This window comes from Pseudomonas sp. RIT778 (assembly GCF_019718735.1).
Taxonomy (GTDB): Bacteria; Pseudomonadota; Gammaproteobacteria; order Pseudomonadales; family Pseudomonadaceae; genus Aquipseudomonas; species Aquipseudomonas aphyarum.
In genome coordinates this window covers 113,524-126,114 of record NZ_JAIHBA010000010.1, presented here as the reverse complement: position 1 = coordinate 126,114, position 12,591 = coordinate 113,524, and the positions used below count along the sequence as shown (strand labels likewise).

13 protein-coding genes are annotated in these 12,591 nt (G+C 61.8%); 4 read left to right on the top strand and 9 right to left on the bottom strand.

The window, feature by feature from the left end; genetic code table 11:
- Positions 1–7 precede the first annotated feature (7 nt).
- Positions 8–766, bottom strand: coding sequence for a hypothetical protein (locus K5E37_RS08265; protein ID WP_085606676.1), 759 nt, complete (start codon positions 764–766; stop codon positions 8–10).
- A gap of 348 nt (positions 767–1,114) precedes the next feature.
- Here K5E37_RS08265 and K5E37_RS08260 point away from each other — a divergent pair, with 348 nt between their 5' ends.
- Positions 1,115–1,432 carry a hypothetical protein gene (locus K5E37_RS08260; protein ID WP_221533568.1) on the top strand — a complete coding sequence of 106 codons (318 nt, stop codon included), beginning with the start codon at positions 1,115–1,117 and terminating at the stop codon, positions 1,430–1,432.
- Between the two features lie 158 nt (positions 1,433–1,590).
- Entirely contained in the window at positions 1,591–2,220 is a 630-nt protein-coding gene (locus K5E37_RS08255) for a flavin reductase family protein (protein ID WP_221533567.1), read from the top strand.
- A 4-nt stretch (positions 2,221–2,224) separates the two neighbouring features.
- On the opposite strand, the gene K5E37_RS08250 is transcribed toward K5E37_RS08255, so the two are convergent.
- Positions 2,225–2,467 carry a hypothetical protein gene (locus K5E37_RS08250; protein WP_007960172.1) on the bottom strand — a complete coding sequence of 81 codons (243 nt, stop codon included), beginning with the start codon at positions 2,465–2,467 and terminating at the stop codon, positions 2,225–2,227.
- A gap of 43 nt (positions 2,468–2,510) precedes the next feature.
- Entirely contained in the window at positions 2,511–2,864 is a 354-nt protein-coding gene (locus K5E37_RS08245) for a putative quinol monooxygenase (RefSeq protein ID WP_007960171.1), read from the bottom strand.
- Between the two features lie 335 nt (positions 2,865–3,199).
- On the opposite strand from K5E37_RS08245, the gene K5E37_RS08240 reads away from it, so the two are divergent.
- Positions 3,200–4,129, top strand: coding sequence for an AraC family transcriptional regulator (locus K5E37_RS08240; protein WP_085606682.1), 930 nt, complete (start codon positions 3,200–3,202; stop codon positions 4,127–4,129).
- Here the strand turns inward: K5E37_RS08240 and K5E37_RS08235 are convergent, their stop codons facing one another.
- The 6 genes from K5E37_RS08235 to K5E37_RS08210 all read right to left on the bottom strand — a co-directional run bounded on the left by K5E37_RS08235 (position 4,130) and on the right by K5E37_RS08210 (position 11,545).
- Positions 4,130–5,185 carry an ABC transporter ATP-binding protein gene (locus K5E37_RS08235; protein WP_221533566.1) on the bottom strand — a complete coding sequence of 352 codons (1,056 nt, stop codon included), beginning with the start codon at positions 5,183–5,185 and terminating at the stop codon, positions 4,130–4,132.
- A 16-nt stretch (positions 5,186–5,201) separates the two neighbouring features.
- Positions 5,202–6,050 carry an ABC transporter permease gene (locus K5E37_RS08230; protein WP_085606684.1) on the bottom strand — a complete coding sequence of 283 codons (849 nt, stop codon included), beginning with the start codon at positions 6,048–6,050 and terminating at the stop codon, positions 5,202–5,204.
- On the bottom strand, positions 6,047–6,955 hold the full coding sequence (locus tag K5E37_RS08225; protein WP_085606686.1) for an ABC transporter permease: 909 nt from the start codon (positions 6,953–6,955) through the stop codon (positions 6,047–6,049). The genes K5E37_RS08230 and K5E37_RS08225 overlap by 4 nt, the downstream gene beginning before the upstream one ends.
- A gap of 183 nt (positions 6,956–7,138) precedes the next feature.
- A complete protein-coding gene (locus K5E37_RS08220; protein WP_064599076.1) occupies positions 7,139–8,242 on the bottom strand; it encodes an extracellular solute-binding protein in 1,104 nt (367 codons plus the stop codon).
- Positions 8,243–8,459: 217 nt separating this feature from the next.
- A complete protein-coding gene (locus tag K5E37_RS08215; protein ID WP_221533565.1) occupies positions 8,460–9,911 on the bottom strand; it encodes an aldehyde dehydrogenase family protein in 1,452 nt (483 codons plus the stop codon).
- Complete coding sequence (locus tag K5E37_RS08210; RefSeq protein ID WP_127799643.1) at positions 9,908–11,545, bottom strand: 5-guanidino-2-oxopentanoate decarboxylase; 1,638 nt, start codon at positions 11,543–11,545, stop codon at positions 9,908–9,910. The genes K5E37_RS08215 and K5E37_RS08210 overlap by 4 nt, the downstream gene beginning before the upstream one ends.
- Positions 11,546–11,684: 139 nt before the next feature.
- On the opposite strand from K5E37_RS08210, the gene K5E37_RS08205 reads away from it, so the two are divergent.
- Complete coding sequence (locus K5E37_RS08205) at positions 11,685–12,563, top strand: LysR substrate-binding domain-containing protein (protein ID WP_074688417.1); 879 nt, start codon at positions 11,685–11,687, stop codon at positions 12,561–12,563.
- Positions 12,564–12,591 lie beyond the last annotated feature (28 nt).

The window sequence follows — 12,591 nt, the reverse complement described above, 5'->3', positions numbered from 1 at the left end:
TTCCCGATCAGGACAATTCGGCAACGCCCTGTTTGCTGCCATAACGCTTCTGCGCATACGACGCGCCCACGATCATCACCAACAGAATCCCCGCCAGTACCGCCGACGAACCGACGGTGCCGAAATCCAGTCCGCCTTTCTCATGGGACTTGGTCATCAAGTCGCCCAAGGTCGCGCCAAACGGTCGGGTCAGCACGAACGCCACCCAGAACAGCGCCACCGACGAAATCTTCGTGAAGTACTTGAGCAGCACGACCACACCAATCGCCGAGCCGATCAACAGCGCGCCACCGGCAAAGCCCAGGCCGGAGTCGTCCGCCAGGTAATCGCCGAGTGCGGTGCCCAGGGTGTTGGAGAACAGAATCGCCATCCAGTAGAACATCTCGCCGCGAAAGCTCTGCACCTTGGTGACGTTGAGCGAGTCGCCGCTCAGGCGCCAAGCCGCGAAGATCGCCAGCAGGATCGCGATCAGGATCATGGAACCGGTGGCGTAACCCAGTTCCAGCGTGCGGTCCATGAAGTCGGACATGGTGGTGCCGGCGGTGCTGGTCGACAGGATCACGATCCAGTACAGCAACGGCTTGTAAGTCTTGGACATCAGTTGTGCGATCAGCGTCAGGACAAACACGCTGATCAGGATCAGCGAGCTGATGGCGTAGCCGACGTTAAGGGTCATCGACAACAAATCCCCCGCGGTTTCCCCCAGGGTCGTCGCGCAGATTTTCATGACCCAGAAGGCCAGGGTGATTTGAGGCAGTTTGTTCATCGCGGGCAACGCTCCAGTGTGTGACGGCCGGTTTTTGGCTTTATAGCCGTGGGCAGACTGGCGTTGCTCGGGTGAAAAACCGGTCGGGAATCCATGAAAAATCTGTCACACACGCAAAAAACGGCGATTAATCACCGGTTAATGCCCCTGCCGCATCCTGCACCTACCTGATCGATTAACTGCGCGACGCTCGCTCCGACGACGAAAGCGAATTGAATGCGTCGCCCTTAATATCAATTTAATCGATTGTTTTTAGCATTATTTTGCGCTTTTTAATCAATTTAATTGGCGTAGCATGAACCCCATGCGAAACACATCGCCAACGAATTTCGAATCTGGAGAACGACCATGAAAACCAAACTGATCCTCGCCCTGACCCTGTCCGTACTGGCCGCCAACACTTTCGCCGCCGACGGTTCGGACAAAACCAAATCCGCCGACTTCATTTCCGGCGCCAGCGCTGCCATCGAAACCAGCCACACCGGCGCCTACGCTGCCGACGGCTTCGACAAGACCAACGTCGGCAGAGCCGTTGCTGCGGATGGTTTCGATAAAACCGGCACTGCTGCGGCTATCGCAGCTGACGGTTTCGACAAGACCGGCACCGCCGCTGCCATCGCAGCTGACGGTTTCGATAAAACCGGTACTGCTGCAGCCATCAGCTGATCGCCAGAATGCAGACACCAAAGCCCGGCCATTGCCGGGCTTGTTCATTTCTGAAAACAAAAATCTCACGACCTCCCACAGGGTTCCGCATTTGGCTGGAAATAATGGGAATGCCCCAGCAATATGAGCCCTTTCCGAAAGCCTTCAGGAACACCTCCATGCCCGATGACATCCATTTCTACGAACCGGCCAACGGCCACGGTCTGCCCCACGATCCGTTCAACGCCATCGTCGGCCCGCGTCCCATCGGCTGGATTTCTTCGCAGGATGCCGAGGGCCGGCTGAACCTGGCGCCTTACAGCTTTTTCAACGCGTTCAACTACATTCCGCCGATCATCGGGTTCTCCAGCGTCGGTCGCAAAGACAGCCTGAACAACATCGAGCAGACCGGCGAATTCGTCTGGAACCTCGCCACCCGCCCGCTGGCCGAGCAGATGAACCAGAGCTGCGCGATGGTCGGGCCAGAGGTCAACGAATTCGAACTGGCGGGGCTGACGACTGTGGCGTCGAAGGTGATTGCCGTGCCGCGCGTGGCCGAAAGCCCGGTGTCCTTCGAGTGCAAGGTCACCCAGATCATTCAGTTGCAGCGCGCTGACGGCGAGACGGTGCCGAGCTGGCTGGTGCTCGGCGAAGTGGTCGCCGTGCACATTGCCAAATGGCTGTTGAAGGACGGGATCTACGACACCGCCGCCGCCGAACCGATTCTGCGGGGCGGCGGGCCGGCGGACTATTTCCAGCTGGGGCCGGAGGCGTTGTTCAAGATGTGGCGCCCGGGGGCGACGAAGTAAGCGCTTACCAGATCAGCTCGGCGTCGTCGGTGACGCCCTTGAGCTTGTCCAGTTCGTTGATCGCGGCTTCATCGGCCGCGATGGCGCCGGGGAAAACCTGATCGTTCAGCAGCTTGTGAAAGCGCGGTGCGCCGCCGTCGACCAGGGCCTTGACGGCGATTGCCGCGTGATAACCCTTGTTGCCGCCCAACTCGACGGGGACTACAGCGGAAACCGCTTCGAAGTGTTCGAACTCTTTACGTGCCATATCGCAGGTCCTGGCTCAGTCGGATAAGCCCGACATTAAACATTCAACCGGCGAGTTTGTGTATCGGCGCAGTGCATTGCCCTACGGCCTGGGCGGCCGAGACTTCCTTGAAGGTGTGGAAATCCAGGCTGTTGACCACCAGCTCCTGCACCAGCTCGGCAAAGATTTCCATCGACGGGCTGCTGAAATACGCGGTCATCGATTGCTGGTTGTTCCAGAAACCGGAGACCAGCCACAACTCCGGATCACACTGCGAATGCTGCAAGGCGAAGCTCAGGCAACCGGGGGCGGCACGGGACGGTTCGATCAGGGCGCTCAGGCGCATGCCGAGTTCCGCCGAACGCCCGGCGCGCGCTCGAACGAAGGCCATATGACTGACGGGAATCTGCTTGGACATGTTCAACCCTCCCAGGGAGTCGCGTGGCAGCCGGGAACGGGCTGCGACAGGATCCAAGGTTAAGGGCCGGGCGCTGCTCGCCGTTAGTCGATTCCTGCCGTCGCGTTGCACAATCCTGCGAGACTGTCGTGCAGACCTGTAACAAGTCGTGAATTGCTGTCACCGTCCTGTCACACCGGTTTCGAGCAAGTTTTACAGGGCTCGCCCTTTCATGTCTGGGCAGGCACGCAACGCCATGCAGGATCAGGCAAGCATTTCGCAGGATGTGTCTACCGCTTGCGCTTGCACAAACTTATGCTCTGCTCCCATTCCATCCCTTGCCGAGGAGGCTGTGCATGACGTCATTCGATCGTTTTCAGGCGCCGCCCGATGCCGACATGGAAAAGCAGCGCGCAGAACTGGCGGCCATCATTCGCCGCAACACGTCCGAAGATGGCAGTTATGCCACTGCCGTCGGCTCGCTGGTCATGTCGCGCCACACCCAGTCCCATGACTTCGCCCCGGTGCTTGCACAACCGGCGCTGTGCATCATGGCCCAGGGTCGCAAAGAGGTGCGGCTGGCGGATGAGTTCTTCAATTACGACCCGCTGAATTACCTGGTGGTATCGGTCTCGATGCCGTTGAGCGGTCGGGTGGTGAATGTCTCGCCTGAAGAGCCGATCCTCGCCGTGCGCCTTGATATCGATCCGGCGGAAATCACCGCGCTGATCGCCGATGCCGGCCCGATGGGCGTGCCCACCCGTCCGACCGGGCGTGGTCTGTATGTGGAGAAAATCGACAGCGCGATGCTTGATGCGGTGCTGCGTCTGGCCCGCCTGCTCGACGCGCCGAAAGACATCGCCATGCTCGCGCCGCTGATCCGCCGGGAAATTCTCTATCGCCTGCTGCGCAGTCCGCAGGGCCATCGGCTGTACGAAATCGCCATCGCCAACAGCCAGAGCCACCGCATCAGCCAGGCGATCAAATGGCTCAACGGCAACTTCGAACAGCCGCTGCGCATCGATGATCTGGCGAAGGAAGTGAACCTCAGCGTCTCGACCTTGCATCACCGTTTCAAGGCGATGACGGCGATGAGTCCGTTGCAGTATCAGAAGCAACTGCGCCTGCAGGAGGCGCGGCGTTTGATGCTGGCTGAGGGGCTGGAAGCTTCGGCGGCGGGGTATCGGGTGGGGTATGAAAGTCCGTCGCAGTTCAGCCGTGAGTACAGCCGGTTGTTTGGCGCGCCGCCGTTGAGGGATCTGGCGCGCCTGCGATTGAGTGTCTGATCAGGCGCCGAGCACCCGACACGCCTCACTCGGCAACGTCACCGACACCGGATGCCCGATCCCCAACCCGAAGCCCTGACACGGCGTGCTCAGCGCCGTGAAGGTCACCCCGGAACATTCCACCGTGGTCTCGATGGTCGCGCCGATATCCCGCACAAACGTCACCTTGCCCAGCAAGCGATTGCCCGCAGTGGCTTGGGGCGCCGACAGTTGCAGGTCTTCAGGACGGATCAACATCTTCACTTTCTGCCCGACCACGATGCTGCTGCAGATCGGCACTTGCAGTGCATCGCCACCCGGCAGTACGACCTTGCCATCGCCCAGCGCGGTGGCCGGGAAGATATTGCCGGAGCCGATAAAGTCCGCGACAAACTCGTTGGCCGGATGCCGATAGATTTCAATCGGCGTCCCCACCTGCTGCACCCGATGCTCACCGAGGACCACCACGATGTCGGCCATGGTCATGGCCTCGCGTTGATCGTGGGTGACCATGATGGTGGTGATGTTCAGGCGTTGTTGCAACTGACGGATTTCCACCTGCATCGACTCGCGTAACTTGGCATCCAGCGCCGACAGCGGTTCGTCGAGCAACAGGATTTTCGGGTGCGAAGCAATCGCCCGGGCAATCGCCACTCGCTGACGCTGGCCGCCGGAGAGTTTGGCCACTGGGCGATCAATCATCGGTTGCAGTTGGATCAGCTCCAGCAACTCCACCACCCGCGCCTGTTGATCGGCCTTGCTCACACCGCGCAGTTTCAGCGGATAGGCGATGTTCTCGCCCACCGTCATGTGCGGGAACAGCGCCAGCGACTGAAACACCATGCCGAAGTTGCGCAGGTGCGCCGGGGTGTGGCCGATGTCCTCGCCGCCCAAGCGGATCTCGCCGCCGGTGAGGGTTTCCAGCCCGGCGATCATTCGCAGCAAGGTGGTCTTGCCGCAGCCCGACGGGCCGAGGAAGCACACCAGTTTGCCCTCGGGCAAATGCAGGTTGACATCTTTCACCGCGCAGGCCGAGCCGTAGTGTTTCTCGACGTTTTCCAGAATCAGACCAGACATAAAAATCACCTCAAAATCAGAAGGAAACGCCGCCCTCGCCCACCAGCTTCTCCAGCGCCCAGATCAGGACGAAGTCGATCAGCACGATCAGCACGGCAAACGAGAACACGGTAGGGTCGAGCGATGACACGGTGCGGCTGTACATCCAGATCGGCACGGTCATGACGTCGATGGTGTAGAGGAAATAGGTCACGGTGAATTCGTTGAACGAGACGATGAACGCCAGCAGCATCCCCGCCAGAATCCCCGATTTCATCAGCGGTACCACCACATCGACGATGGCGCGCAATGGCGAGGCGCCGAGCATCTGCGCGGCTTCCTCGACTTCGCTGCCGATGGAAAGCATGGCCGCCGTGCAGTTCTTCACCACGAACGGCAGCGCCAGAATCACGTGGGCGATCACCAGCCGCGAGGTGGTCATGTGGAACGGCAGGCTGTCGAACACCAGCAGCAAGGCCAGCCCCAGCACTACCATCGGGAACACCAGCGGCAGCGACATCAATTGCAGCGCCACGCCCTTGCCACGGAACTCGCAACGGGTCAGCGCGTAAGCCGCCGGCACCGCGATCAGCGTGGCGAAAATCATCGTCAGGCATGACACCAGCAAACTGGTGCCCATTGCCTGGCCGAGGCTCAGCACATCGCTGGCATCGGGCGAAACGAAGGTGTGCCACGCCGCTTGGTACCACTGCAGGCTGTAGCTGCTCGGCGGGAAGTCGAGGTTCGACGCGCCGCTGAACGACATCACGATCATCGTCAGGATCGGCAACACGGCCAGGAACAAAATGATCCCGGACAGGATGCCGGCGAACTTGCCGGTATCGCCCGGCAACAGCGACTGACGCTTCTTGATCAGGGCACTCATTGCGAAGCCTCCAGCAGACGGCGACGGCGGCCGGTGATGTATTCGGACAAGGTCATGATGGCGAGCGTGGTGACAATCAGCACCACGCCAGCGGCGGACGCGGCGGGCCAGTTCATCAGCGGGGCGATCTGGTCATGCACCATCACCGCGAGCATCGGCACGCGCCGACCGCCGAGCAGCAACGGCACCACGAAGCTGCTGGCGTTGTAGGCAAACACCAGGGTCGCGCCGGTGATGATCCCCGGCAGACTCATCGGCAACACCACTTGGCGGAACACTTGAAAACGACTGGCGCCGAGGGTGGCGGCAGCTTCTTCGTAGCTGCGGGCGACACCGCGCATGGCGCTGGCAATCGGCAGCACAGCCAGCGGAAACGCGGTCTGCACCAGCCCCATCAACACGCCGTTCTGGTTGTACAGCAACATGATCGGCCGCTTGATCAGACCGAGGCCCATCAGGGTCTGGTTGAGCATGCCGCCGGGGCCGAGGATCACCAGCCAGCCATAGCTTTGCAGCAACAGGTTGACCAGCAGCGGCAACAGCACCGCCGCCAGAAAAATCCGCCGCACGAACGGCGAGGTCAGGCGCGACATGGTGTACGCCACCGGGATCGCCAGCACCACGGCGATCACCGCGCTGATCAGCGCCAGACGCAAGGTCAGCAGCAACGATTTGAGGTAGTAGGGTTCGAGCAACTGCGCGTAACTGGCCAGGCTGAAACCGGACCACTCCGCACCCTTGGTGCCGACGCTCATGCGCAGCACCAGCAGGCTGGCGGCAATCAGCACGCCGAGAAACAGCATCGACGGCGTGAGAAAAAACCACGCCCGCGCCGTCGGCGAAACACCGCGCGCCGGGCGCGCGTCACCCGCGCCGACCGGTTGGGTCAGGGATTGATGTTCCATAGCAATGATCTCGTCAATGGAGAACGAATCTCCCAAACACCACTCGCCCTGTGGGAGCGGCGGTTCGACGCTTCGACTTGCTCGCGAAAGCGGCGGGTCAGTCAACCCATGAAGCGACTGACAGATTGCATTCGCGAGCAAGCCCGCTCCCACAAGGTTTCTGTGGTGTCTGGAAGTACGGCGTCAGGAAGAAAAGATTTCCGTGTAGCGACGAATCCACTGGTCATGCACGGTCGCCAGGAAGGCGTTGTCGTGCATGATCGCCTTCTCCGCGATCTGCTCCGGCGTGAGGATGAACGGGCTCTTGCGCGCTTCGGCGGAGATGATCGCCTTGGCGTTGACCGGGCCGTTGAAGATGTCTTCGGCCATCTTGCCCTGCACCAGCGGGTCGAGGGAGTGGTCGATGAAGGCGTAAGCCAGGTCGGTGTCGCCCGGACGATTCTTCGGCATTACCGAGAGCATCAGGTCGGTGTAGAAACCTTCCTTCATGCCGAACGTGGCGCCCAGGCCATAGTTCGGGTCGCGAATCTGCTTGGGGAAAAACGCCGGGGCATACAGGCCGCCCATGTCCAGGGAACCGGTGCGGAACAGCTCGGCGATCTGGTTGGGGTTTTCGCCCAGAGTCACCACGCGGTCTTTCAGCTCGGCGAGTTTCTTGAAGCCCGGCTCGATGTTGTGCTCGTCACCACCGGCCAGTTTGGCGGCGATGATGATCAGGTCCATGGCCTCGGTCCAGTTCGGCGGCGGCAGGAAAATGTTCGGTGCCAGATCGGCGTCCCACAGTGCCGCGTAACTGTCCGGCGCGGTGGTCTGGGTGCGAGTGCTGTAGACCAGACTGTTGCACCACAGCAGGTAGCCGATGCCGTGACCGTTGGCCCCGGTGCGGTATTTTTCCGGGACGTCGACCAGGTTGGGAATGCGGTTGAGATCGGGCTTTTCCAGCAGTCCGGCAGCGGCCAGACCTTCGGCACCAACGCCAGCCAGGGTGATGATGTCGTACTGCGGACGATCACCGCCGGCCTTGAGTTTGGCGACCATTTCCGAGGTGCTGCCGGTGCGGTCGGCAATCACTTTGGCGCCGGTCTTGGCTTCGAAGGTTGCCGCGATATTGCGCAGTGCGGCGAGGCCCGTGTCATCGGACCAGGTCAGCAGGCGCAGGGTCTTGCCGGCAAAGCGGGTGTCGCTGGCACTGGCCCGGATGAAGGGCATGCTCATGGCCGCCGCAGCCACCGAGGCCACGCCGACGGTTTTGATGAATTGACGCCTGTTCAGATCGTGCTCGCCCATTTAGGACTCCCATTATTCTTGTAAGTATGAGACTGATCGCAACCCTTGCATCTGCCTGACCGGAATTGCTCAAGCGCCCGGTTTCAAAGGGCTTGAGCGTGGTCTGCGGGTTCATCCTGAGGTCGTGCAAAACACCTGACTATCGATAAAAACTCATTGGAGCCATGACGCCGGCGCATGCCTCGTTGCGAGGCATGCGCTGACCTTTTTCGGGCATTCAGAGCGCGCGGATCACGTGCTTGATTTCCTGAAATGCCGCCAGACCCCACGGGCCCAACTCGCGGCCGATGCTGCTTTGTTTGTAGCCGCCCCACGCCGTCTGCGGGAAGATCACCTGCGGCGCGTTGAGCCACACCAGCCCCGCCTGCAAGGCGTTGGCGACCCGATCCGCGGTCTCGGCATTGCGCGTGACGACACTGGCGACCAGACCGAACTGACTGTCGTTGGCCAGGGCAATCGCCTCCGCTTCCGTAGCGAAACTGCGCACGCAGATCACCGGGCCGAAGATCTCTTCACACCACAGCGCACTGTCGAGGGGCACTTCGGTGAAGATCGTCGGCTGCAAGAAATATCCGCGCGGCAGATCCGCGGGACGATTGCCGCCACAAATCAGCTTGGCACCGGCACTCAAACCACGGTCGATGTGACCGAGCACTCGCTGGTACTGCGCCTGATTGACCAGCGCGCCCATCTCGACTTCAGGATCGAACGGGTCGGCCACACGGATTTTTTCCGCGCGGGCCTTCAGACGAATCAGGAACTCATCGGCGATTTCATCGGCAACCAGCACCCGGCTGGTGGCCGAGCACATCTGCCCGGCGTTGAAGAAACCGCCACCGCAGGCCAGCTCCACCGCCAGATCAAGGTCGGCGTCTTCCAGAATCAGCAGCGAGGATTTACCGCCCAGTTCCAGGCTCACGCCCTTCACGGTTTCAGCGGCGCGCTGCATCACTTGCACACCGACGGCGTTGCTGCCGGTGAAGGAAACCTTGGTGATGCGCGGGTCCGCCGACAGCGGCGCACCGACCGCCAGACCGGTGCCGCACACCAGGTTGAATACGCCTTTTGGCAGACCGGATTCAGCGATGATGGTCGCCAGTTCCAGCTCCGGCAGCGGCGTGACTTCCGACGGCTTGAGCACCACGCAGCACCCGGCGGCCAGGGCCGGGGCGAGTTTCCACGCGGTGGTGACCATCGGGAAATTCCACGGCACGATCAGACCGACCACACCGCACGGCTCGCGGCGCAGACGTGCGCTGAAATCGTCGCTGGGCAGCGGCACATTGCTGTCGAGTTTGGCGTCGAGGCCTTCGGCGAGTTCGGCGTAGTACTCGAACGTGGCGATCACGTCGTCGACATCGATGCCCGCTTCGAACTGCGGTTTGCCGTTGTTGCTCGACTGCAACTTCATCAGATGTTCGCGGCCGTTGCGCACACCATTGGCGATGTTGCGCAGGATCGCCGCGCGCTCGGCACCGGTGGTTTTCGACCAGCCTTTAAAAGCTTCGGTCGCTGCCGCTACCGCCTGGTTGACGGCGCTTTCGTCACCGCCATTGACCGTGGTCAGCAGCGCTTCGGTGGCCGGGTTGATCACGCGCAGGTGTTCGCGGCCGGCGGACCATTGGCCGTTGATGTACAGGCCGTCGAGTGTGGTCGGGAAATTGATCATTGGGCCACCGCCTTCATCCATTGGGTCTGGTCGATTTCGATCAGGGTCGGGCCCTGACGATCGGTGGCGGCGCGCAGTGCACCGCGCAGGTGTTCGGCGGAGCTGATCGCTTCTGCTGCACAACCCAGGGCCTTGGCCACACCGATGAAATCCGGGGTATAGATATCCACGCCCACCGGCTCGATGGCGCGGTTGACCATGTATTTCTTGATCTCTTCGTAACCCTGGTTATTCCACAGCAGGATGATCACCGGCGTGCGCGCTTCGACGGCGCTGGCCAGTTCCGGCAGGGTGAATTGCAGACCGCCGTCACCGATCAGGCACACCACCGGCGGACGAGCGCCGTGTTCGAGGTTGCCGCCAAGCCACGCGCCAATCGCCGCCGGCAAGGCGTAACCGAGGGTGCCGTAACCGGTGGACGAGTTGAACCAGCGGCGCGGACGCTCCGGGTTGAACGTCAGGTTGCCGGTGTATACCGGTTGCGTGGAGTCACCGACGAACACCGCGTTCGGCAATTCGTGCAGCACGGTTTCGAGGAAACGGGTCTGGGCCAGCGTTGGTGCATCCCAGGTCGCGGCCAGGTCTTCACGCAGACGGGCGGCGCGTACCTGACCCCAATCGTTGCGGCGCTCGGCCAGCGGCTTGTGCGACAGCGCACTGAGCAGCGCTTGTGCGGCGTTGCGCGAGTCGGCCACCAGCGCCACGTGAGGCGGGTAGTTACGCACGGTCTGGTCTGGATCGATGTCCACGCGCAGCAGCTTGCCGGGGATTTCGAAACCGCCGGCGAAGGTCACGTCGTAGTCGGTTTCCGCCAATTCGGTGCCGATCGCCAGGATCACGTCGGCATCGGCCACCAAAGCGCGGGTCGCCACCAGGCTCTGAGTCGAACCGATCAACAGCGGATGGCTCGACGGCAGCATGCCTTTGGCGTTGATGGTCAGGGCCACCGGTGCGTCGAGCAGTTCGGCCAGTTCGGTGAGCTCGGCAGCCGCATCGATGGCGCCGCCACCGGCGAGGATCAGCGGACGCTGGGCGCCGGCCAGCAGTTCAGTCATGCGGCTCACGGCGGCCGGCGCAGCACCGGCACGGTCGATGTTGACCGGCACGCTGGTCAGCAGTTCGTCGGCCTCTTCGACCAGTACGTCCAGCGGAATTTCGATGTGCACCGGACGCGGACGTCCGGCCTGGAACAGCGCGAAAGCACGGGCCAATACGCCCGGTAATTCGGACGCCGACATCAGCGTGTGGGAGAACGCCGCCACGCCGCCGACCAGTGCGCTCTGGTTCGGCAGTTCATGCAGCTTGCCGCGACCGCCGCCCAGTTGACTGCGCGACTGCACGCTGGAGATCACCAGCATCGGGATCGAATCGGCGTACGCCTGGCCCATGGCGGTGGTGATGTTGGTCATGCCCGGGCCGGTAATGATGAAGCACACACCCGGTTTGCCGCTGGTGCGGGCGTAGCCGTCGGCCATGAAGCCGGCGCCCTGTTCATGGCGCGGGGTGACGTGGTTGATGCTCGAACGGGCCAGCCCGCGATACAGCTCCACGGTATGCACCCCGGGAATGCCGAACACCTGCTCGACCCCATAATCTTCGAGTAACTTGACCAGTACTTCGCCACACGTCGCCATGTCTTTGCCCTTCTTGTTCGTTGAGGCACCGGGCTTTAAAGGAACCGGTGATTGGCCTCATTGAAACGGGCGACCCGTAGCCGCAACAATCGATAAAAGCTCATACTAGCCATGTCCTCACGTCATACCTTGGATCCACATGAAACGACTGCCTCCCCTGCCCGCCCTGCATACGTTTCTGATTACCGCGCAGTGCTGCAACTTCACCCGGGCCGCCGAGCAGTTGCACATCACTCAGGGTGCGGTGAGCCGGCAGATCGCCGGGCTGGAGGAGCATCTGGGTTATGAGCTGTTCATTCGCCTGGCCCGGGGCCTGGAGCTGACGGCCGAAGGTCGCGAATGGCTGCCACGGGTGCAGCAGGTGTTCAGCCTGATCGGCGACTCGGTGGAGCAGATCGGCGCCAAGCGCGAGACCCTGCAACTCAAGGCGCCGAGCTGCGTGATGCGCTGGTTGTTGCCACGCCTGCTGCAATGGCAGCGCGAGCGCCCGGACGTGCCGGTGAAACTCACGGCGTCGCTGCAACACGGGGTGGATTTTCATCGCGAGCAGTTCGACGCGGCGGTGATCTATGGCACCGCGCCCCACGATTCGCCTGCGACCTTGCATCTGTTCGATGAGCAACTGACGCCGGTCTGCTCGCCGACGCTGCTCAACGGTGGGCCGGCCCTGCACACACCGGCAGACTTGCAACAGCATCTGTTGCTGCACCCGACTCACACGGATGACGACTGGACACTCTGGCTCGAAGCCGCCGAACTGCATTTGAGCAACATCGCCAGCGGTCAGCATTTCGAGACGCTGGATCAGGCGATGTCGATGGCGTCCCACGGGACGGGGGTGGCGATCGGCGACTGGTCACTGATCGGCGACGACTTGAACGCCGGGCGACTGGTGATGCCGTTCGATCTGAAGGTGAAGACGGGATTGGGTTATTACATCGTGGCGCCGGCGTCGGAGCCGTCGGCGAAATTGCAGGAATTGATGGGGTGGTTGGTTGAGCAGGCTCATACGCGTTGAGCCCGGCCTCACCTGATGATCGTTCCCA

What these genes read in the sequence shown, in the direction of transcription:
- K5E37_RS08220 (WP_064599076.1), bottom strand. Translation starts at nt 8,242, where the DNA reads ATGGGCGAGCACGATCTGAACAGGCGTCAATTCATCAAAACCGTCGGC.
- K5E37_RS08225 (WP_085606686.1), bottom strand. Translation starts at nt 6,955, where the DNA reads ATGGAACATCAATCCCTGACCCAACCGGTCGGCGCGGGTGACGCGCGC.
- K5E37_RS08215 (WP_221533565.1), bottom strand. Translation starts at nt 9,911, where the DNA reads ATGATCAATTTCCCGACCACACTCGACGGCCTGTACATCAACGGCCAA.
- K5E37_RS08205 (WP_074688417.1), top strand. Translation starts at nt 11,685, where the DNA reads ATGAAACGACTGCCTCCCCTGCCCGCCCTGCATACGTTTCTGATTACC.
- K5E37_RS08235 (WP_221533566.1), bottom strand. Translation starts at nt 5,185, where the DNA reads ATGTCTGGTCTGATTCTGGAAAACGTCGAGAAACACTACGGCTCGGCC.
- K5E37_RS08265 (WP_085606676.1), bottom strand. Translation starts at nt 766, where the DNA reads ATGAACAAACTGCCTCAAATCACCCTGGCCTTCTGGGTCATGAAAATC.
- K5E37_RS08210 (WP_127799643.1), bottom strand. Translation starts at nt 11,545, where the DNA reads ATGGCGACGTGTGGCGAAGTACTGGTCAAGTTACTCGAAGATTATGGG.
- K5E37_RS08250 (WP_007960172.1), bottom strand. Translation starts at nt 2,467, where the DNA reads ATGGCACGTAAAGAGTTCGAACACTTCGAAGCGGTTTCCGCTGTAGTC.
- K5E37_RS08255 (WP_221533567.1), top strand. Translation starts at nt 1,591, where the DNA reads ATGCCCGATGACATCCATTTCTACGAACCGGCCAACGGCCACGGTCTG.
- K5E37_RS08260 (WP_221533568.1), top strand. Translation starts at nt 1,115, where the DNA reads ATGAAAACCAAACTGATCCTCGCCCTGACCCTGTCCGTACTGGCCGCC.
- K5E37_RS08240 (WP_085606682.1), top strand. Translation starts at nt 3,200, where the DNA reads ATGACGTCATTCGATCGTTTTCAGGCGCCGCCCGATGCCGACATGGAA.
- K5E37_RS08230 (WP_085606684.1), bottom strand. Translation starts at nt 6,050, where the DNA reads ATGAGTGCCCTGATCAAGAAGCGTCAGTCGCTGTTGCCGGGCGATACC.
- K5E37_RS08245 (WP_007960171.1), bottom strand. Translation starts at nt 2,864, where the DNA reads ATGTCCAAGCAGATTCCCGTCAGTCATATGGCCTTCGTTCGAGCGCGC.